The organism is Streptomyces sp. NPDC047525, from assembly GCF_040643025.1.
GTDB classification, from domain to species: domain Bacteria; phylum Actinomycetota; class Actinomycetes; order Streptomycetales; family Streptomycetaceae; genus Streptomyces; species Streptomyces durmitorensis.
Window position 1 is genome coordinate 162245 of record NZ_JBEYTL010000015.1, and the last position, 20136, is coordinate 182380.

Here is a 20136-nt window from a genome sequence, read left to right on the forward strand (position 1 = left end):
ACGCTGGGCTGATCACGCGCTCTTCTCGTACGACTCGCGCAGCTCGCGCCACCGGTCCAGGCTCCACGCCGACCAGTCCTTCGGCCGCCCGTCGAGCGCGTCGACGAGGAACTCGAAGTGGTTGTGCCAGCCGGCGAGGCAGTCGAGGCGCAGCTCGTCGTCGCCGTCGAACTCATTGGTGAAGCGCAGGGTCGTGCCGGTCTTCCCGTCGGCCGTCTCCAGGTGGAAGCGGCACCGTCCGTGCAGGTCGATCGTGTACTCCGCGACCCGCTCCGGGTCCCACGCGGTGATGTGCCCGGAGTGCGTGGCCGGCTCGTCCCCGTTGAGCCAGCGGAGCGTGACGGCACCACCGAGCCGCGGCTCGAACACATCGGCGGCGGCAAGCCACCCCGGAAGCCCTTCCGGGGTGGCCACCGCCGCCCAGACTTTTTCCACAGGGTGGGGAAGACGGAGCTCGTGGTGGAGGTGCTGGGTGCTGCCGTCCGTGCTGCTCGTGCCCTGCCTGATCGTCACGGTCATGGCCCAAGCCTGGCCCGGCACGTCCCGTTCCGCACCCCTTGCGCGTGCCTACGGGCGCCGGGCGGCGTACGGCAAAGGCCGGTTCCCGTGACCCAGGTCACGGGAACCGGCCTTTGACCGGCCTTCAAGAGGCAGCAGCGGTACGGGGGTTCAGACCCCGGCGTACGAGTGCTTGCCGGTGACGAAGATGTTCACACCGTAGTAGTTGAACAGCCAGCAGCCGAAGGCGATCAGGGCCAGGTAGGCGGCCTTGCGGCCCTTCCAGCCCGCCGTCGCGCGCGCGTGCAGGTAGCAGGCGTAGGCGACCCAGGTGATGAAGGACCAGACCTCCTTGGGGTCCCAGCCCCAGTAGCGGCCCCACGCGTCGCCCGCCCAGATCGCGCCCGCGATGATCGTGAACGTCCACAGCGGGAAGACCGCGGCGTTCACGCGGTACGAGAACTTGTCGAGCGTGGCCGCGGCCGGGAGGCGCTCCAGGACGGAGGTCGCGAAGCGGCCGGGCTGTCCGCCGGAGGCCAGCTTGTTCTCGTAGGAGTCGCGGAAGAGGTAGAGGATCGTCGCGACGCCGGCCAGGTAGAACGTCGCGCCGCAGAAGATCGCGGTGGAGACGTGGATCCACAGCCAGTACGAGTGAAGGGCGGGAACCAACTGGTCGCTGGCGGTGTACAAGACAGTGACGGCGAGACCGAGATCGAGGAGGACCGTGGTGACCAGCGGAAGGCCGAGCCAGCTGACGTTCTTCTTCAGCGCCAGGAGCACGAGGTACACACCCACGGCCATGGTGGAGAACGTCAGGTTGAACTCGTACATGTTGCCCCACGGCGCCCGCTGCACCGAAAGGGCGCGGGTGAGCACACCACCGAACTCGACGAGGAACGCGAGCACGGTGAGGGACACGGCGATACGGCCGTAGAGGTCCCCCTTCTCGTCACCTGCCGAGGCGCCGGGACCGTCCGGCACGTCACGGGTGCCGGTGACGGAGCGGGTGACGACCTTGGGGGCGGACTTGGGGCGGTCGAGGACGGCGGTGCTGCCCTTGGCCTTGACGGTGACGGCGGGCGCCTTGGCGGCGGCCTCGCTCTGGGGGGTCAGCGCGGCGGCCGTGCGGCCGACCTTGCTGCGGCTGCCGAGGATCCACTCCGCCATGTGCGCGAAGAAGGCGAGGAGATAGACGGCCATCGCGGAGTAGACCAGCACATTGCTGATGTTCGCGAGGTTCTCGTTCGGTTCGGCGGCGAGGGTGGTGGCGAGATTCACTTCTCAGCCCCTTCGGCAGGAACAACATCGGGGGTGGAGTCGGCATGCGCGGCATCGGGGGTGTCACCGGCATGATCGGCATGGTCTGGGTCGGGCGCGCTCGGCGCCGTCTCGTGAAGGTGTGCGGCGAGGTCGCCCAGTTCTTCGGGCAGCTTGGCGGACTCGCTGCGGCCGAGCCCGGCCATCTCGACGACGGTGACGCCGTCAGCGCCCCGCACGGCCCGCACCCACACGCGGCGGCGCTGGATGAAGAGCGATCCGGCGAGGCCGACGATGGCGGAGATCGCTCCGACGAGCGCCCACATGCTGCCGGGCTGCTGGGAGATCTGGAAGGTCGCCCAGCGCTTGATGTCCTTCTCGAAGGTGATCGAGCCGGCGCCGTTCGGCAGCTTCATCGTCTCGCCGGGCACCATCCGCTTCTTCAGGAGCTCGCCCTTGGAGTCCTTGAACTTCTCCATCTTGCTGGTGTCCAGCTGGTACACGTTCTGCGGCAGCCCGGAGTCCACACCGAGGCTTCCGTGGTACGCGGACAGCGCGAGCACGGGATAGTCGAGCGCGGGGAACTGGGAGAACATGTTGCCCTGGCCGGAGCCCGCGAACGTCGGCACGAAGAAGGCGTTGAAGCCGAGCTGCTCCTTCTTGCCGTTCTTGTCGCGGTACCCGTCGAGGACCTTGATGGCGCCGGTGGCCGTGCCGTTGGAGTCGATCGGAAGGAGCGGCGTGGACTGCCTGCTGACGACCTTGCCCTTGCCGTCGCGCACGGTGACGGTCGGCGCGTAGCCCTGGCCGATGAGGTAGACCTTCGAGCCGTCGACCTCGAGCGGCTTGTTGACCTCGATGGCCTTCTTCTTCTCGGGGCCGTCGATGCCCTCGCTGTAGGTGACGTTCGCACGGTAGGTGCGGGCCGTCCCCTTCTCGGGGCCCTTCCTCTCGAACGAAGACTCGAAGCTGTCCAGCTTGAAGGTGAACGGCGCCAGGTCGTCGGTGTTGAAGAGGTTGCCGGACTTGAAGTTGTCGTACTGGGTGAGGGTGTTGGAGAACCCGTCGCCCTGGACGATGAGCTTGCCGCCCTCGGACTTGAACAGCGCGCCGACGGCGAAGGCCACCAGGAGCACGATCAGGGAGATGTGGAAGAAGAGGTTGCCCGCCTCACGCAGGTAGCCCTTCTCCGCGGCGACGGACGCCCCGCCGCCCTGGCGGCTCGTGAGGTCCGCGCGGAAGCGGCGCCCCTTGAGCAGGGTCAGCGCGGCCTCGTGCACCTGCTCGGGCTCCGCCTCGGTGCGCCACGTGGTGTACGCGGGCAGCCGGTCGAGCCGTTTGGGGGCACCCGGCGGGCGCCCGCGCAACTGGCCGACGAACTGCCAGGTGCGGGGCACGATGCAGCCGATGAGCGAGATGAAGAGAAGGATGTAGATCGCCGAGAACCACACGGAGCTGTAGACGTCGAACAGCTGGAACTTCTCGTAGATCGGCCCGAGCGTGGTGTGGGCCTTCTTGAAGTCCGCGACCTTCAGCTCGTCGATGCTGGTCTGCGGGATCAGCGAGCCCGGGATCGCGCCGAGCGAGAGCAGGAGCAGCAGGAGCAGCGCGACCCGCATCGAGGTCAGCTGCCGCCACATCCAGCGCACCCAGCCGGTGACCTCACGGCCGGTCCAGACGAGCCACCCGGTGACGCCGGGAGCGCGCCTGCCGCCGAAGGAGCCGGGCATCGCCCGGTCGACCGGGGCGGTGGAGAGCTGGGCGCCCGCGGCGCCCAGGTCGCTCTGTTCTTCAGGGGCTTCGGTCTTGCTCATGGATCAGATCCCCACCGTGTAGCCATTGGACCAGACCTGCATCTGCTGCACGATGCTGTCCCAGACGCCGGTGACAAGGAGCAGCCCGGTCGCGATCATCATGATGCCGCCGATGCGCATCACCCAGACGTAGTGCTTCTTCACCCAGCTGAACGCGCCGAGCGCCTTGCGGAAGGCGATCGCCGCCAGGATGAACGGCAGCCCGAGCCCCACGCAGTACGCGACGCTCAGTATGGCCCCGCGCCCCGCGCTCCCCTGGTCGAGCGCCAGGGAGTTGACGGAGGTGAGCGTCGGACCCACGCAGGGCGCCCAGCCCACGGCGAACAGCGCGCCGAGCACCGGAGCACCCGCGAGCCCGGCGGCGGGCTTCTTGTGGAAGCGGAATTCGCGCTGGGAGAGCCAGGGCATGAGCCCCATGAAGAAGATGCCGAGGGCGATCATCACCACACCGAGCACCTTGGTGATGACGTCCTGGTACTCCTGCAGGTTCTGCCCGACGTATCCGAAGAGCGCCCCGGTGGAGACGAAGACGGCGGTGAAGCCGAGCACGAAGAGCCCGGCCCCGGCGGCCATCCGTCCCCGCTTGGCCTCCGCGAGGTCGGTCCCGCCGACCCCGGTGACGTACGACAGATAGCCCGGCACGAGCGGCAGGACGCACGGCGAGAAGAAGGAGACGAGCCCACCGAGCACGGCCACGGGCAGCGCCAGAAGAAGCGCCCCGTTCATGACGGTCTGGTTCGCTTCGCCGACGGCGGCGAGAGTGGACATCACGAGGAGATCACTTCTCCGCGATCAGCGGGTCGATCATCTTGCGCAGCTTCTCTTCGTTGAGCGCCTGCTGCGAGCGGGCCGCGATCTTGCCCTCGCGGTCCAGGATGATCGTGGAGGGGATGAACTTGGGGTTCATCGTGCCCTTGGGGAAGCGCAGCATCAGCTTGCCCATCGGGTCGTGCAGGCTCGGGTAGGAGATCTTCCACTCCTTCTCGAACGTGAGCGCCGGGCCCTTCTGCGGATCGCGGGTGTTGATCCCGACGAACTGCACACCCTTGTCCTTGAGGTCCTTCGAGACCTTCGCGAAGTTCGGCGCCTCGGCCCGGCACGGCGAGCACCAGGAGCCCCACACGTTCAGGACGACGATCTTGCCCTTGTAGTCGGCGACGTCGAGGTGCTTGCCCTCGAGGGTCTCCCCCTCGAGCTTCGGCCCGTCCTGGCGCTCGCCCTTGCCTGCCGTGGCGATGCCGTCGGAGCCGGTGACGAAGTTCGTGTTCCCGGAGCCACCGGACGTGCCGCCGGAGCTGCACGCCGACAGGGTCAGCGCGGCGACCGCGGCCCCAGCGCCCAGAAGGGCGGCGCGGCTACGGCTGCGGTTCGTGCTGTGGGGGGCGCGGCAGGCGGCACTCATGTGAAAAGTTTCGCATGTCTGTTTCGGGGATCTTCCGCACCCCCCGGGGTTGCGGAAAGTCCCATTTCAGACGGCCTTCCCGAGTCCCTTCCAGCCACCGGTGGGCTCCTGGCCGACATCAAGGCCCTGCAGGTCGGCGAGCACCTTCGGGTCCTGGACGTCGAGCCAGTCGACGAACTGCCGGAACGAGACGAGGCGTACGTCCTTCTTGCCCGCGATGTGCTTCAGGGCTTCCTCGACGGCGTCCATGTAGATGCCGCCGTTCCACTCCTCGAAGTGGTTGCCGATGAAGAACGGCGCGCGGTTGGTCTCGTAGGCGCGCTTGAATCCGGCGATGTAGGACTCGGTGGCCTGCTTGCGCCAGCCCGGGTAGTTGGCCGGCGGCGCCTTGGTGGAGTTCTGCGACTGGTTGGCCAGGATGTTGTAGTCCATGGAAAGGACCTCGAAGGAGTGCCCGGGGAACGGCATCGCCTGCAGCGGCAGATCCCAGATGCCCATCTTCTTCTCGGGCCAGCGCTGACGGCCGCCGGGCGAGGAGGCGTCATAGCGCCAGCCGAGCTTCTTCGCCGTCGGCAGCAGATTTTCCTGGCCGAGGAGACAGGGAGTACGGCCGCCGACGAGTTCCTTGTCGTAGTCGAAAGGAAGCGACGGAAGATCGGTCCAGCCGGTATTCGTGCGCCATTCCTTCACGAACGCGGTGGCCTGGTCGATTTCGCTCTGCCATTGCGCGGGCGTCCAGTTGGCGACCGTGCCGCTGCCCGCACAGAAGTGCCCGTTGAAGTGCGTGCCGATCTCATGGCCTTCGAGCCAGGCCTGCCGGACGTACTTCAGCGTCTCCTTGATGTGACCGTCGGTGAGATAACCGATGTCGGATGCGCCGACCCCGTTGTTCGGCGGCTTGTACATCCGCTTCTTGGACTCGGGAAGGAGATAGAGCCCGGACAGGAAGAACGTCATCTTCGCGTCGTGGTCCTCGGCCAGCTTCAGGAAACGCGGGAAGAGACCGTTGCCGACCTCGCCCGCGCCGTCCCAGGAGAAGATCACGAACTGCGGGGGCGTCTCACCGGGCTGGAGGGGGACGGGCTTGCCCGGCTGATGCGGCTGCTTGCCCGTGTACGAGGTCGAGCCGTCACCGATCGGCTTCGCCGGGTGCTTGCCGCCACCCTGACCGCCCTCGCTCTTCCCCGCGGAACCGGCCGAATGACTGCCGCCGCCCGTGCCGCAGCCGGCAAGTCCCAAAGCGGCGGCGGTCCCGACTCCGAGGCCGAGCATTCCCCTGCGACTGAAGTCGCGCATTCCATCCCCATTCGTCGCGCCCTGCGTCCATGCACGATGGACGCCCCGTAAGAGGGCGCGACGAACTAGAGGGTTCCTGCAACAAGCACATATTTAGCGCTTTTTGCCGAGAATGGACATACAGTCGCCAGTCAATTACCCGCCGTCGACAACGAATCGAAGGCGGGCCGCCAATGACTAAGCGCCGAACGCCTTGGCCTTCCCCTTCACCGGCTTGGCGCCCGCGAGGAGATGAGCGGGAACGAGATCCCGCGCCGGCTCGCTGTATCCCACCGACACGATCTTGTCGCCGCGGTACGTGAACGTCGTCAGCGAGGCCAGCGTGCACTGCCGCTTGCGCGGGTCGTGCCACAGGCGCCGCTTCTCCACGAAGCTGCGCACGATCCAGATCGGCAACTGATGGCTGACGCACACCGCTTCATGCCCGCGGGCCGCGTCCTTCGCCGCGTCCAGGGCGCCCATCATCCGCACGACCTGCTCGACGTACGGCTCGCCCCAGGACGGCTTGAAGGGGTTGACCAGGTGCTTCCAGTTCTCCGGGTTCTTCAGCGCGCCGTCGCCGACGCCGAAGGTCTTGCCCTCGAAGACGTTGCCCGCCTCGATGAGCCGCCCGTCCGTCGCCAGGTCAAGGCCCTGCGCCTTGGCGATCGGCGTCGCCGTCTCCTGCGCACGGTCCAGGGGCGAGGCCACGACGTGCGTGATGTCACGCGGGGCGAGGTGCTCGGCGACCCGGTCGGCCATCTGCCGCCCCAGCTCGGAGAGGTGGTAGTCGGGAAGGCGCCCGTACAGGATCCCCTCCGGGTTCTCCACCTCCCCGTGGCGCATCACGTGGACGACTGTGAGCTCGCTGCCCGCGCTCATGCGGTGGCCTCCGTGGTGGGTTCAGTGGCTTCGGCGGCCGCGCGCGCCGCCGAAGGCAGGGCCGCGGCGATCTTCTCGATCGCCCGCTCGTCATGGGCGGTGGAGACGAACCAGGACTCGAAGGCCGACGGCGGCAGATACACGCCCTGCGACAGCATCGAGTGGAAGAACGCGGTGAAGCGGAACGACTCCTGGGCCTTCGCGTCGTCGTAGTTCCGCACGTCACCGTCGGTGAAGAAGACGGAGAACATGTTCGACGCGTTCTGCAGCCGGTGCGCGACGCCCTCCTTGGAGAGCGCCTCGGTGACCAGGCCGCGCAGCTGCTCGGAGACGGCGTCGACCTTCTCGTACGCCGCGTCGTCGAGCAGCCGCAGCTGCGCGAGGCCCGCGGCCGTCGCGATCGGGTTCCCCGACAGGGTGCCCGCCTGGTAGACGGGACCGACCGGGGCGAGGTGCCCCATGACATCGGCGCGACCACCGAAAGCGGCGGCCGGGAAGCCGCCGCCCATGACCTTGCCGAAGGTCATCAGATCGGGCCGCACGCCGTCGACGCCGAACCAGCCCGCCTTCGACGTACGGAAGCCGGTCATCACCTCGTCCGAGATGTACAGCGCGCCGTTCTCCCGGCAGAGGTCGGCCAGGCCCTGGTTGAAGCCCTCGCCCGGCGGCACGACGCCCATGTTGCCCGGCGACGCCTCCGTGATGACACAGGCGATCTCACCGGCGTTCGCGGCGAACGCGGCGCGCACGGCGTCGAGGTCGTTGTACGGGACGACGATCGTGTCGCCCGCCTGGGCGCCGGTGACGCCCGGGGTGTCCGGAAGACCGAAGGTGGCGAGACCGGATCCCGCGGCGGCGAGCAGCGCGTCCACGTGACCGTGGTAACAGCCGGCGAACTTGATGATCTTGGCGCGGCCGGTGAATCCGCGCGCCAGGCGGATCGCGGACATCGTCGCCTCGGTGCCGCTGGAGACAAGACGCACCTGCTCGACGGGTGCGATGCGCGCGACGATCTCCTCGGCGAGCGCGACCTCGCCCTCGCCGGGCGTGCCGAAGGACGTGCCGCGCGCGACGGCCTCCTGGACTGCGGCGATCACATCGGGGTGGGAGTGGCCGAGGATCATCGGCCCCCACGAGCAGACGAGGTCTACGTACTCACGGCCGTCGGCGTCCGTGAGGTACGGACCGGTACCGGACACCATGAAGCGGGGCGTACCGCCCACAGCGCGGAAAGCGCGCACGGGAGAGTTCACACCGCCGGGCGTCACGGCCGCCGCACGGTCGAAGAGAGTCTGCGAAACTGGGGCGCTATACGGGAAGCTCACATGAACCATGGTGTCAGAGGCTTCGGACATCCTGCGGACAGGTGTTTCACTCGACGTTTTAGCCGGTGACCGTGGGGGAGGTCACTGACACGATGATCGGGTTGCGCGGCGGGGGCCGCGAGGCCTAGAAAAGCAGGGGCGGGCGCCCTGGAAAAGCAGTCGGGTGGAGATATGCATCGCGGTGGCGGACTGGGCGAGGGGACCGACGACCTGGGTCCGCGGCGTGCCCGGCGGATCGGCAAGCACCGGCGCGAGGCGGAAGCGGCCGAGGCAGAGGCCTTGGCACGGGGCGAGACGGAGCAGGACCGGGCGGGAACCAGGAGTGGCCGAGTGGGCGGGGTGACCTACAAGTACTTCGGAGCCCCGGACGGCGCGACCGCCGCCCGAGTGCCCATCTCGATGCGCCCCGAAGAGCTCGGCGGCGACGAGCTCGGCATGGGCGGCATGTTCACGAAGATCAAGCCGGAGACGGTGGCCGCGATGGTCCTGACCGGCATCGAGGGGATACCCCTGAACAAGGTCCCTCCGCTCGAACTGGTCGTCCTGCACCCCGACTACGCCGTGGTGAAGCTCCCCATGACGGTCGTCGACCCGCTGCGCGGCATCGGCGAGGAGTCGGTCGGCGCCGCGGCGTTCATCTGGTCCACGGTCCCCGACCGCGGCGGCCCGCGCGACGCGTTCAACGTCTATCAACTGCTGCACGAATGGCAGGACTTCAGCCACCGGCTGCATGACGCGGGGCATCAGGCGTACTGCCTGGTGTGGCCCTGACACCCCCGCGCCCTTGCGCTCTTGCGCCTTGCGCCCTGGCGCCCAGGCCGGATCTACTCCGGCCGCAGCGCCGCGAGCTGCCGCTCGAAGGGGACAAGCTCGTCCTCCTCGACCGGTGCCGGCCGCATGATTCCGGCCAATTCGGCCGCGGCCCGCTCGATGCGGCCCTCCAGGCCGTCCGCGCCCCAGTCCTCGGACGCCGCGTACACGGCGGTCGGCACGACCACCGCCCGCAGGTACGCGAACAGCGGTCGCATCGCGTGTTCCAGGACCAGCGAATGGCGTGCGGTGCCGCCTGTCGCCGCGATCAGGACCGGCGTACCGGCGATCGCGTCCTTGTCGAGGACCGTCAGGACGTCGAAGAACGACTTGAAGAGGCCGCTGTACGAGGCGGAGAAGACCGGCGTGACGGCGATCAGGCCGTCCGCGGACTTCACCGCGTCCGCCGCCGCGCTCAGCTCGGGGCCGGGGAACCCGGTGGCGTAGTTGTGCGCGATCTCCACGGCCAGGTCTCGGAGTTCGACGACCTGGATCTCCACGTCGGCGTGGCGTCCGGTGGCCGCCGCCAGGCGGTCGGCCAGAAGACGGGTGGAGGACGGGACGCTGAGCCCCGCCGATACGACGACGAGCTTCATGCGGTGACCTCCTTCTCTGCACTGCTCTGGGCGGCCGCCACGCGTGCGGCGTGCGTCGGTGCGTCCGGGACGTTCGCCGGGCGGTTCTTGGCGAACTCCTCACGCAGAACAGGGACGACCTCCTCGCCGAGGATGTCCAGCTGCTCAAGGACGGTCTTGAGCGGCAGGCCCGCGTGGTCCATCAGGAACAGCTGGCGCTGGTAGTCGCCGACGGCGTCGCGGAAGGACAGCGTCCGCTCGATGACCTCCTGCGGGGAGCCGACGGTCAGCGGCGTCTGGGACGTGAACTCCTCCAGGGACGGGCCGTGCCCGTAGACCGGGGCATTGTCGAAGTACGGGCGGAACTCCCGCACCGCGTCCTGGGAGTTCTTCCGCATGAAGACCTGTCCGCCGAGCCCGACGATCGCCTGCTCCTCGGTGCCGTGCCCGTAGTGCGCGAACCGGCGCCGGTAGAGGTCGACCATCTTCTTGGTGTGCTCCTGCGGCCAGAAGATGTTGTTGTGGAAGAACCCGTCGCCGTAGTACGCGGCCTGCTCGGCGATCTCCGGGGAGCGGATGGAGCCGTGCCAGACGAAGGGCGCGGTGCCGTCCAGCGGGCGGGGCGTCGAGGTGAAGGACTGCAGGGGCGTACGGAACTTGCCCTCCCAGGTCACGACGTCCTCGCGCCACAGCCGGTGCAGGAGCGCGTAGTTCTCGACGGCGAGGTTGATGCCCTGCCGGATGTCCTTGCCGAACCACGGGTACACCGGGCCGGTGTTGCCGCGGCCCATCATCACGTCGACCCGGCCTTCGGCGAGGTGCTGGAGCATCGCGAAGTCCTCGGCGATCTTCACCGGGTCGTTCGTGGTGATGAGGGTGGTGGAGGTGGAGAGGATCAGGTTCTCGGTGCGGGCGGCGATGTAGCCGAGCATCGTGGTGGGCGAGGACGGGACGAACGGCGGGTTGTGGTGCTCGCCGGTCGCGAACACGTCGAGCCCGACCTCCTCGGCCTTCAGCGCGATGGCGACCATGGCCTTGATGCGCTCGTGCTCGGTGGGGGTGCGGCCCGTGGTGGGGTCCGGCGTCACGTCGCCGACGCTGAAGATCCCGAACTGCATGCCGGATCCGGACTGCATGGCTGACTCACTCTCCGCAGGTTGTTGACTGTTCAACTATACCTACGGAACGGTGGCGGTCCAGGGGGTATTCCCGGGCGGGGCTTCGGCCGGGACTCCGGACAGGGCTCGGCTAGGCCGCGGGCCGGGACTCCGGACAGGGCTCGGCTAGGCCGCGGAAGGAGTCTGCGGGGTCCAGCGCGGGTCACGGCCCGTCTCCGCCAGGAGCCGCTCCAGCTCTCCGGCCCCTTCGGGCGCGGCGACCGGCTCCCCGAAGACGCCCATCTTCCGGGCCGTCGGCGCCAGCCCCGCGACAGATTCCCGCAACGCGGCGACCACGCCGCTGCTCTCGGGGGCCGCATCGAACTCCTGGCCCGTGGCACGGGACAGATCCCAGGCGTGCACCGTGAGATCGAGCAGCGCCATGCTGCCGACGGTCGTCGCGGGCATGTTCATCGCGCCCGTGGTGCCCTCGTCGGCGCCAGGGGCGGACCAGGCGGCGACCAGCTTCCCCGCCTCGTCGGCGAAACGGTCGCGCCAGTCGGGGCTCTCGGCGACGAAGTCGGGGGTCTCGCCGAACTCGGAGTCCTGCTTGGCGGCCAGCGCCTGGAACTGGACGATCACCTGGTGGAGGTGGTTGACCAGGGCCTTCACGTCATAGTCGGCACAGGGAGTGGGGGCGGTGAGGCGGTCTTCCGGGATGGCGCGGACGACGGGGACGGCGTGGTCGGCCGCCACCTTCAGGAGATCACCGATGCTGTTCTCAGTCATGCCACGACGTTAGGACCGCGATCACCCCCGTGGCTTGAAGAAACGCGACACCGTCCGCAGACCCCGGCATACGATCCAGCCATGGCCGACGCCTCCGAGCCCGCCCCGCGCAGCGACACCAAGGGCATCGTCGACGCCGCCGGACTCTTCGCCCGCGCACGGTTCCGCCGACACCTGGCAGCGCCCGCACTGCGCCCCTACGTGGAGCAGTACTGGCTGATCGACTGGGACCTGTCCCAGCCGTACGCCTCGCACGTCGTCCCGCACCCCTCCGTGAACGTCGTCTTCCAGACCCTCCCCGGCCAGGAACCCTTCGCCGAGGTCGCGGGCATCGGGCTCGACCTCTTCACCCAGAAGCTGGAGGGACGGGGGCGGGTCTGCGGGGTGAAGTTCCGCCCCGGCGGCTTCCGCCCGTTCGCCCCGGAGCACCCGGTGTCCGCCTGGACCGGACGGCGGATGCTGCCCCTGGATCACGTATTCGCCGAGGTCCCCGACGGCGCACTGGACGCGGTCCTGACCCCCGACGACGAGCAGGCGCGCGTGGCGGCGCTCGACGCCTTCCTCCTGGCCGTCGGACCCACGCCCGACCCCCAGGCGGACCTGGCGATGGCCCTCGCCGAACGCATCGGCACGGACCGCGGGATCCGCCGGGTGAGCGAGTTCGCGCGGGCGGAGGGCATGACCGTACGGACGCTGCAACGACTGTTCTCGGCGTACGTGGGGGTCGGCCCGAAGTGGCTGATCCTGCGCCACCGGATCCACGAGGCGCTGGAGCGGGCGGAGACGGACGCGGAGGTGGACTGGGCGGACCTGGCGGCCACGCTGGGCTACGCCGACCAGGCCCACCTCGTCAGGGACTTCACGACGACGGTGGGTGTGCCTCCGACGGCGTACGCGCCGCACTGAGGGTCAGGTCGACGCTCCAGTCGTTGCACCGCATCCAGTGCCCCTTCGGGTACTCGAAGTCGTGCTCGCCGCCCTGCGTGAACCCGGCCTTCCGGCACACCCCGTTGGAAGCCGTGTGGTCCGCCGAGGGAAAGGCGTGCAACCGCGGGTGCCGGCCGGCGGCCCGAGCCTCCTCGACGACCAGCCGCGCGGCGCTCGCCGCGATGCCCCGCCCCTGGAACCCGGGCAGCACGCTCCACCCCGTCTCCCAGGCGGACTCCCCCTGCCAGGACGTCTCCCAGTACCCGATGGCCCCGACGGCGCCCCCGTCCACCTCGATCCGGAACATCTGCCCCCGCTCCTCCAGCGCGAGGTAGCGGCGATGCCGGGACACCAACTGCTCGTGCGTCTCGGGACCCCCCAAGTGCGCGGTCATCTCAGCGGAGTTGCAGGCGCCCAACAACTCGAAGTCACCCTCGGACCAGCGAACCAGACGTACAGATCTCTCCATACCGGCCACGGTACGGCGAGGGTCTGACAACGCCCGAGGAACAGCAGGCGCGCCCCCGCACCCCAAGACGGCCCGGCCCCGCCCAGCGGACGGCGCCACCGCCCGAAGACGGACCGTCCCCACAAACCGCCTTGACAGCACAGACCCTCCCCCCGCACATTTATCTGCGTGACGCAGCTTCTGCACAGCGCCGCACATCTCCTGCCGCCGCGACTGCGCACCCACACGCCTCCACCCCGCACACGAAGGAACCCACCGTGCCCACGGAAACGGAAACCCAGACGTCCACGCCCACCACCACTCACGCCCTCGCCCCACGAAAACGCTGGGCCGTCCTGGCCGTGATCCTCGCCGCCGACGTACTCGACCTGGTCGACGCCACCATCACCAACATCGCCGCCCCCACCATCGCCAAGGACCTCGACGGCGGCCCCGGCCTCATCCCGTGGCTCGGCGCCTCCTACGCGCTCGCCCTCGGCGTACTCCTCGTCATCGGCGGACGGCTCGGCGACAAGTACGGAAGACGGCGACTCTTCCTGCTCGGCCTCGGCGGCTTCACCCTCGCCTCGGTCGCCTGCGGACTCGCCTTCAGCCCCGAGACGATCACCGTCGCCCGCCTCGCACAGGGCGCCTTCGGCGCACTCGTCATCCCGCAGGGCTTCGGCATCCTCGGCGCGGTCTGGCCCCGCGAGGAGATCGGCAAGGCGTTCAGCCTGTTCGCGCCCGCCATGGGGCTCTCCGCCGTCGGCGGCCCCGTCCTCGCCGGGTTCCTGATCGACGCCGACCTCGGCGGCCTCGGCTGGCGGTCCATGTTCCTGATCAACCTCGTGCTCGGCGGCGCGGCCCTCGTCGCCGCCGCCCGCCTCCTGCCCAAGGACCCCGGCGACAGCACCACTTCGATCGACGGCACCGGCTCCGCCTACCTCGGCGCCACCATGCTCGGACTGCTCTCCGGCCTCATCGAGGGCTCCACGAACGGCTGGACCACCGCACCCGTCCTCCTGATCACCGCGGGCCTCGCCGCCTTCGCGCTCTTCTGCCGCCGTCAGCGCACCGCACCCAACCCGCTGATCAAGCCGTCACTGCTGCACAACCGCGGCTTCACCTCGGGGCTCGTCCTCTGCGTCGCCTTCTCCGCCGCCGTGTCAGGACTGCTCTACGTCATCTCGCTCTACCTGCAAGAAGGCCTCGGCCGCACGCCCTCCGGCACCGCGCTCGGCCTCATCCCGCTCTCCGCGGGCATCGTCATCGCGTCCGTCGCCTGCCACGGCCTCATCGGCAGGCTCGGCCGCACGCTCGTCCTCATCGGCCTGCTGATCATCCTGACCGGCACCGGATACCTGCTCGCCGTCGTCGCCAGCTCCGGTACAAGCACGGGCAGTTGGGCCCTCGTGCCGCCCATGCTCGTCATCGGCCTCGGCATGGGCACCTGCTTCGGCACCGTCTACGACATCACCATCGGCGACATCGCACCCCAGGAAGCGGGCAGCGCGAGCGGATCGCTCAGCGCGGTGCAGCAACTGGCCAACGCGATCGGCGCGGCCACCGTCGTCACCGTCTTCTTCAAGACCGCCGACGGCGCCGACGGCGGCCCCGACCACGCCATGACCGTCACCCTCACCGTCGTCGCGGGCGTCACCCTGCTCTGCTGCGCCCTCGTACGACTCCTCCCGCGCAAGCCGCAGGAGGAGCAGCACCACTAAGCCCCGTCCACCTCGTCCAGCTCCCCGCCCCGCAGCCGCGCCACCTGCGCCGCACTGAACTCCACGGTGCGGCGCATGTGGCCGATCAGCAGGTCGAGTTCATCGTCGTCGTACCGATCGAAGAGCGCGAACCAGCCGCCCCCGAGCTTGTCCCACATCCGCCCGAACTCCGCCACCGCGTCCGGCACCGTCGAGACAAGGACCCGCCGCCGGTCGGCGACGTCCCGCTCCCGCACGACATACCCCGCCTTCTCCAGACGGTCCACGAGCCGCGTCGCCGAGCCCGTCGTCAGACCGGTCAGCTCGGCGATGCGGCCCGTCGTGACAGGCGCGGCCTCCAGGCTGAGCAGGTTCAGGCACTGCAGATCGGTGGGGTGCAGCTTCAGATGGTCGGCGACGGCCTGATTGAAGAGGGCGTACGAGGCCATGTAGCGCCGCGACTCGACGGACAGCTCGTCCACGAGAGCAGCACGCCGCGCACGGTTCGCTTTCTCGGCCACGAAGGACCCCCTCCACCAGCTCGCTCCAGACATCTGCGCCAGACAGAAAGCGTACGACGCAGAGACCTGAGGGGCCATGCCACGATTCCCCCATGCTCACCGCACGCTCCGTCGCCCTCTTCGCCCTCGCCGCACTCTTCGAGATCGGCGGCGCCTGGCTCGTCTGGCAGGGCGTGCGCGAGCACAAGGGCTGGGCCTGGATCGGCGCGGGCGTCATCGCCCTCGGCATCTACGGCTTCGTGGCCACGCTCCAGCCCGACGCCGAGTTCGGCCGCATTCTCGCCGCGTACGGCGGCGTCTTCGTCGCCGGGTCGATCGCCTGGGGCATGGTCGCCGACGGCTACCGGCCCGACCGCTGGGACGTGACCGGGGCGCTGATCTGCCTCGCCGGCATGGCGGTGATCATGTACGCCCCACGGGGCCGCTAGCCCGGCGACCTATCCTGGCGGAACAGTCCAGGAACACACGTACGCATCAGGACGCACAAGGAGCAGCCATGACCGCCGCCGCGAACGCCGCGCCCGCCGCCACCCGCATCGCGATCGTCACCGGCGCGAGCAGCGGCATCGGCGCCGCCACCGCGCGCGGACTCGCGGCCGCCGGCTACCGCGTCGTCCTCACCGCCCGCCGCAAGGACCGCATCGAGGCACTCGCCGCAGAGATCACGGCCGCGGGCCACGACGCGATGGCGTACGCCCTGGACATCACCGACCGCACGGCCGTGGACGAGTTCGCCACCGCCTTCCGCAAGGTCGCGGTCCTGGTCAACAACGCGGGCGGCGCGCTCGGCGCCGACACCATCGCCACCGGCGACCCCGCCGACTGGCGCCAGATGTACGAGACGAACGTCATCGGCACCCTGAACGTCACCCAGGCCCTGCTCCCCGCGCTCACCGCGAGCGGCGACGGCACGATCGTGGTCCTCTCCTCCACGGCCGGGCACGGCACGTACGAGGGCGGCGGCGGCTACGTGGCCGCGAAGCACGCCGAGCACGTCCTCGCCGAGACCCTGCGCCTGGAGATCGTCGGCACCCCGGTCCGCGTGATCGAGGTCGCCCCCGGCATGGTCAAGACGGAGGAGTTCGCCACGACCCGCTTCGGCGGCGACGAGGAGAAGGCCGCGAAGGTCTACGCGGGAGTGTCGGCCCCCCTCACGGCGGACGACGTGGCGGACACGATCACCTGGGCGGTGACACGCCCGCCCCACGTCAACATCGACCTCCTGGTGGTCCGCCCCCGCGCCCAGGCCTCGAACACGAAGGTCCACAGGGAGCTGTGATGCCGGAGCCCGGCGAGGCATCGGACGAGCAGAAGCGCCTCACCCAGGAGACGAAGAACGAACGCCTGGTGTGGTGGTACCTGGCGTACTTCCTCTTCGGCATCCACATCATCGCGTTCGTGATGATCTTCGCCATCAAGAACGCGAAGTAGCCCTCGCGCGGCGGCTCAGCCCTTCACGCAGATGACCTGCTTGAGCTTGGCCACGACCTGGACCAGGTCGCTCTGCTGCTCCATGACCTTCTCGATCGGCTTGTACGCACCCGGGATCTCGTCCACGACACCCGAGTCCTTGCGGCACTCGACGCCCCGCGTCTGCTCCTCCAGGTCCTGCGTCGAGAAGCGCTTCTTCGCGGCGTTGCGGCTCATCCTCCGGCCGGCGCCGTGCGAGGCCGAGTTGAAGGACGCCGCGTTCCCGAGGCCCTTCACGATGTACGAACCCGTGCCCATGGAGCCGGGGATGATCCCGAAGTCGCCGCTTCCCGCACGGATCGCGCCCTTCCGCGTGACCAGCAGGTCCATCCCGTCGTACCGCTCTTCGCTGACGTAGTTGTGGTGGCAGGAGATCACCGGCTCGAAGGTCACCTTCGCCTTCTTGAACTCCTTGCGGACCACGTCCTGGAAGAGCCCCATCATGATCGAGCGGTTGTACTTCGCGTACTCCTGCGCCCAGAAGAGATCGTTCCGGTACGCCGCCATCTGCGGGGTGTCCGCGACGAAGACCGCCAGGTCGCGGTCGACGAGGCCCTGGTTGTGCGGCAGCTTCTGGGCCACCCCTATGTGGTGGTCGGCCAGCTCCTTGCCGATGTTCCGGGAGCCGGAGTGCAGCATCAGCCAGACCGAACCCGACTCGTCGAGACAGAACTCGATGAAATGGTTTCCACTTCCGAGCGTTCCCATCTGCTTCGTCGCCCGCTCCTGACGGAACTTGACCGCATCGGCGACCCCGTCGAAGCGCGACCAGAAGTCGTCCCAGGCGGAAGTCCCGAACCCGTGCAGCCGCCCCGGATCCACGGCGTCGTCATGCATCCCACGCCCCACCGGAATAGCCTGCTCGATCTTCGACCGAAGCCGCGAAAGGTCCCCCGGCAGGTCATTGGCCGTCAGCGAGGTCTTGACGGCGGACATCCCGCAGCCGATGTCCACACCCACCGCCGCGGGACACACCGCCCCCTGCATGGCGATCACCGAGCCGACCGTCGCGCCCTTGCCGTAGTGGACGTCCGGCATGACGGCCAGGCCCTTGATCCAGGGCAGCGTCGCCACGTTCTGGAGCTGCTGGAGTGCGACATCCTCGACCGAGGCCGGGTCCGTCCACATGCGGATCGGTACCTTTGCCCCGGGAACCTCCACGTACGACATAACGTCCTCATTCCCCCGTAGTTGAACAGAAGTGCTGAAAGTCTCGTAGCGCAAATACCGGAGCCAAGGTCAACGAAAGGTACGACGGACCGGCGTCCACGGCATTGCGTGCGATACACATTGTGTCCACCGGTCGCCCACCAGCGGCAACCCAATATCCCCGGCGAGAAGGAGCCCACACGGTGCAGCGGAAGGCGTACGTACCAGGCGTCGCAGCTCTCATCGCGGCGCTGCTCGCCGGCTGCACGGGCGGGGGCGCGCTCGGCGGCGAGCCGGACGACTCGAAGCCCGGCGACACCGGCAGCTCCACCGCGGCCGCCGAGCCCGGCAAGTACCGCACCCTCCCCGAGCCCTGCGGCCAGGTCGACCGCAGCACGCTCGACTCGATGCTGCCCGGCATCAAGGAGGTGCAGGACGAGGAGCAGCGGGAGAAGGCGTACGAGGGTGCGCCCACCGTCACGTACGACACCGACCGGCGTGTGGGCTGCCGCTGGAAGGTGGAGTCCTCGGGCGCCACCCACCATCTGCTCGTCGACTTCGAACGGGTCGTCTCGTACGACAACGGCGTCAGCGACGACACCCGCGCCACGGAGGTCTACGCGTCGAAGGTCCAGAAGGCGGACCTGCCCGAGCCCTCCGGCACCCCGACCGCCGATGACGGCGAGAGCGAGGACGAGGGGGCCGGTGCCGAGCCTTCCGACGGTGCCGATAACGGCACGGATGCGGATGAGTCCGGCAAGGGCGACGGCAAGGGTGACGCGGGCGACAGCGCCTCCGGTGACTCCTCGGGCGAGGCCGTCACGCCCCCCGGTCTTGAGCCCCGCGTCCTCGACGACCTGGGCGACGAGGCCTTCCTCGACGACGCGCTCACCACGTCCGGTTCCGCGACCCGGCACCGCACGGTGACTGTGGTGTTCCGCACGTCGAACGTCATCGTGACCGTCGAGTACGACGAGCAGCCGGGGCGTCTCACCGACATCCCCGACAGCAAGGAAATGCAGGACATGGCGCAGGAACTGGCCGGAAGCCTGGCCGACGGCTTCGACGAATAGCGACGGTTCGGACGGGTGCCCGGCTCCTCGGAAGCGGAGTCGTCCGCGTCGGGCACGGCGTACCGTGGCCCATCGAACCGACGACAGCCGTCTTGAGTGACTTGAGTGAAGGAACCATGCACCGACCAGCACAGCGACTCACCCGCATACTCACCTGCGCAGCCGCCGTACCGGTGATCCTCATTGCCTCCGGCTGCTCCTCCGACTCCGGCTCGGGTTCGGACGGGGCCAAGAAGGACTCGGGCTCGAAGGCTTCCGCCTCGGCCTCGGGCAAGGACAAGGCCGCGACCGTGGAGAAGGCGGCGTTCAGCAAGCTGCCCGAGCCCTGCGAGGTCCTGTCGAAGAAGTCGCTCGACGACCTCGTCCCGAAGGCGAAGGACAAGTCGGGCAAGGCGGGCACGTCCGACGACACGTCGGCGCGCGGCACCTGCTCCTGGGACAGCCTCGACAACAACGGCGTCGACGGCTCGCAGTTCCGCTGGCTCCGCGTCTCGCTGATGCGCTTCGACTCGGACGCGTCGCTGGGCAGCGGTGCCAAGCGCGCGCAGAACAACTTCGCGAAGCAGGTCGCGGACGCGCAGGCGACGGAGGGCGCGAAGAGCGTCAAGACGGAGCCGGTGCCGGGTATGGGCGACCAGACGACGGTCGTGGCGTACGACCTGAAGAAGGACAAGGAAAACTTCAAGCAGCAGACGGTCGTGACGCGCGTGGAGAACGCCGTCGTCACGATCGACTACAACGGCGCGGGCCTGGCCGGTGACAAGGCGCCGAGCGCGAAGGACCTGTCCAAGGCCGCCGAGAAGGCGGCGAAGGAGGCCTCCGCCGCGGTCGTCTCCGCGAACAAGGCGGGCGGCACGGACAGCGGCAGCGGCAGCGGCAGCAGCAGCGGCTCCAAGGAGTCGGACTCGAAGGACTCCGGCTCGAAGGACTCCAAGGACTCGGGCTCCAAGGAGAGCTCCAAGTCCAGCACCAAGCCCAAGAGCTGACGCCGGGCGGCCAACAGCCCGCGTACGCGTCACGCGTACAACTGGCGGCACAGTCAAGGCAGTTGTGGAGCCCGGCCCCCTGGTGGCCGGGCTCCTGCCGTACCGGCACACCGGCTTCCGCATGCGTGTGCCAGG

General features: G+C 69.0%; 22 protein-coding genes. 8 read left to right on the plus strand and 14 right to left on the minus strand.

Features of this window, described 5'->3' with window-relative positions; translation table 11 throughout:
• Positions 1–12: 12 nt before the first annotated feature.
• From ABZ833_RS34210 to hemL, 8 genes are all read right to left on the minus strand, one after another.
• Entirely contained in the window at positions 13–519 is a 507-nt protein-coding gene (locus ABZ833_RS34210) for an SRPBCC domain-containing protein (protein ID WP_361055047.1), read from the minus strand.
• Positions 520–669: 150 nt separating this feature from the next.
• On the minus strand, positions 670–1776 hold the full coding sequence (gene ccsB / locus ABZ833_RS34215) for a c-type cytochrome biogenesis protein CcsB (protein WP_361055050.1): 1107 nt from the start codon (positions 1774–1776) through the stop codon (positions 670–672).
• Complete coding sequence (locus tag ABZ833_RS34220; protein ID WP_361055053.1) at positions 1773–3569, minus strand: cytochrome c biogenesis protein ResB; 1797 nt, start codon at positions 3567–3569, stop codon at positions 1773–1775. The genes ccsB and ABZ833_RS34220 overlap by 4 nt, the downstream gene beginning before the upstream one ends.
• Positions 3570–3572: 3 nt before the next feature.
• Positions 3573–4337, minus strand: coding sequence for a cytochrome c biogenesis protein CcdA (locus ABZ833_RS34225; protein ID WP_361055203.1), 765 nt, complete (start codon positions 4335–4337; stop codon positions 3573–3575).
• Between the two features lie 10 nt (positions 4338–4347).
• Positions 4348–4971, minus strand: a complete 624-nt coding sequence (locus ABZ833_RS34230) for a TlpA disulfide reductase family protein (protein ID WP_361055056.1) — start codon at positions 4969–4971, stop codon at positions 4348–4350.
• 66 nt (positions 4972–5037) lie between these two features.
• Positions 5038–6267, minus strand: coding sequence for a hypothetical protein (locus ABZ833_RS34235; RefSeq protein WP_361055059.1), 1230 nt, complete (start codon positions 6265–6267; stop codon positions 5038–5040).
• Positions 6268–6444: 177 nt separating this feature from the next.
• A complete protein-coding gene (locus ABZ833_RS34240; RefSeq protein ID WP_249588515.1) occupies positions 6445–7128 on the minus strand; it encodes a histidine phosphatase family protein in 684 nt (227 codons plus the stop codon).
• Positions 7125–8462 carry a glutamate-1-semialdehyde 2,1-aminomutase gene (gene hemL / locus ABZ833_RS34245; protein ID WP_361055206.1) on the minus strand — a complete coding sequence of 446 codons (1338 nt, stop codon included), beginning with the start codon at positions 8460–8462 and terminating at the stop codon, positions 7125–7127. The genes ABZ833_RS34240 and hemL overlap by 4 nt, the downstream gene beginning before the upstream one ends.
• A 162-nt stretch (positions 8463–8624) precedes the next feature.
• Here hemL and ABZ833_RS34250 point away from each other — a divergent pair, with 162 nt between their 5' ends.
• The gene (locus ABZ833_RS34250) at positions 8625–9224 is read left to right on the plus strand and encodes a hypothetical protein (RefSeq protein ID WP_249588516.1); all 600 of its coding nucleotides are present in this window, start codon (positions 8625–8627) and stop codon (positions 9222–9224) included.
• A gap of 53 nt (positions 9225–9277) precedes the next feature.
• Here ABZ833_RS34250 and ABZ833_RS34255 read toward each other — a convergent pair whose 3' ends face one another.
• From ABZ833_RS34255 to ABZ833_RS34265, 3 genes are all read right to left on the minus strand, one after another.
• Complete coding sequence (locus ABZ833_RS34255) at positions 9278–9859, minus strand: FMN reductase (RefSeq protein ID WP_361055063.1); 582 nt, start codon at positions 9857–9859, stop codon at positions 9278–9280.
• Complete coding sequence (locus ABZ833_RS34260; RefSeq protein ID WP_361055209.1) at positions 9856–10956, minus strand: LLM class flavin-dependent oxidoreductase; 1101 nt, start codon at positions 10954–10956, stop codon at positions 9856–9858. Before ABZ833_RS34260 ends, ABZ833_RS34255 begins: the two co-directional genes overlap by 4 nt.
• Before the next feature lie 165 nt (positions 10957–11121).
• Positions 11122–11724: a TIGR03086 family metal-binding protein gene (locus ABZ833_RS34265; protein ID WP_361055066.1), complete on the minus strand. Its 603-nt coding sequence runs from the start codon at positions 11722–11724 to the stop codon at positions 11122–11124.
• Between the two features lie 81 nt (positions 11725–11805).
• Between ABZ833_RS34265 and ABZ833_RS34270 the strand changes: the two genes are divergently transcribed.
• The gene (locus tag ABZ833_RS34270; protein ID WP_361055069.1) at positions 11806–12630 is read left to right on the plus strand and encodes a helix-turn-helix domain-containing protein; all 825 of its coding nucleotides are present in this window, start codon (positions 11806–11808) and stop codon (positions 12628–12630) included.
• Here the strand turns inward: ABZ833_RS34270 and ABZ833_RS34275 are convergent.
• The gene (locus ABZ833_RS34275) at positions 12584–13120 is read right to left on the minus strand and encodes a GNAT family N-acetyltransferase (protein WP_361055072.1); all 537 of its coding nucleotides are present in this window, start codon (positions 13118–13120) and stop codon (positions 12584–12586) included. The two genes, ABZ833_RS34270 and ABZ833_RS34275, sit on opposite strands and share 47 nt — an antisense overlap.
• Positions 13121–13377: 257 nt before the next feature.
• On the opposite strand from ABZ833_RS34275, the gene ABZ833_RS34280 reads away from it, so the two are divergent.
• Positions 13378–14823, plus strand: a complete 1446-nt coding sequence (locus ABZ833_RS34280) for an MFS transporter (protein ID WP_361055075.1) — start codon at positions 13378–13380, stop codon at positions 14821–14823.
• Here ABZ833_RS34280 and ABZ833_RS34285 read toward each other — a convergent pair.
• Positions 14820–15251 carry a MarR family transcriptional regulator gene (locus ABZ833_RS34285; protein ID WP_361055212.1) on the minus strand — a complete coding sequence of 144 codons (432 nt, stop codon included), beginning with the start codon at positions 15249–15251 and terminating at the stop codon, positions 14820–14822. The genes ABZ833_RS34280 and ABZ833_RS34285 overlap by 4 nt on opposite strands.
• 164 nt (positions 15252–15415) lie before the next feature.
• On the opposite strand from ABZ833_RS34285, the gene ABZ833_RS34290 reads away from it, so the two are divergent.
• The 3 genes from ABZ833_RS34290 to ABZ833_RS34300 all read left to right on the plus strand — a co-directional run bounded on the left by ABZ833_RS34290 (position 15416) and on the right by ABZ833_RS34300 (position 16754).
• Entirely contained in the window at positions 15416–15751 is a 336-nt protein-coding gene (locus ABZ833_RS34290) for a YnfA family protein (protein ID WP_361055078.1), read from the plus strand.
• A gap of 68 nt (positions 15752–15819) precedes the next feature.
• Positions 15820–16602, plus strand: coding sequence for an SDR family NAD(P)-dependent oxidoreductase (locus ABZ833_RS34295; protein WP_249588522.1), 783 nt, complete (start codon positions 15820–15822; stop codon positions 16600–16602).
• On the plus strand, positions 16602–16754 hold the full coding sequence (locus tag ABZ833_RS34300) for a hypothetical protein (RefSeq protein WP_361055081.1): 153 nt from the start codon (positions 16602–16604) through the stop codon (positions 16752–16754). Before ABZ833_RS34295 ends, ABZ833_RS34300 begins: the two co-directional genes overlap by 1 nt.
• A gap of 15 nt (positions 16755–16769) precedes the next feature.
• Here ABZ833_RS34300 and ABZ833_RS34305 read toward each other — a convergent pair whose 3' ends face one another.
• A complete protein-coding gene (locus tag ABZ833_RS34305; RefSeq protein WP_361055084.1) occupies positions 16770–17963 on the minus strand; it encodes an RtcB family protein in 1194 nt (397 codons plus the stop codon).
• A 182-nt stretch (positions 17964–18145) separates the two neighbouring features.
• Here ABZ833_RS34305 and ABZ833_RS34310 point away from each other — a divergent pair, with 182 nt between their 5' ends.
• Positions 18146–19015 carry a DUF3558 domain-containing protein gene (locus ABZ833_RS34310; RefSeq protein WP_361055087.1) on the plus strand — a complete coding sequence of 290 codons (870 nt, stop codon included), beginning with the start codon at positions 18146–18148 and terminating at the stop codon, positions 19013–19015.
• 116 nt (positions 19016–19131) lie between these two features.
• Positions 19132–20001, plus strand: a complete 870-nt coding sequence (locus tag ABZ833_RS34315) for a DUF3558 domain-containing protein (protein ID WP_361055090.1) — start codon at positions 19132–19134, stop codon at positions 19999–20001.
• Positions 20002–20136: the final 135 nt, after the last annotated feature.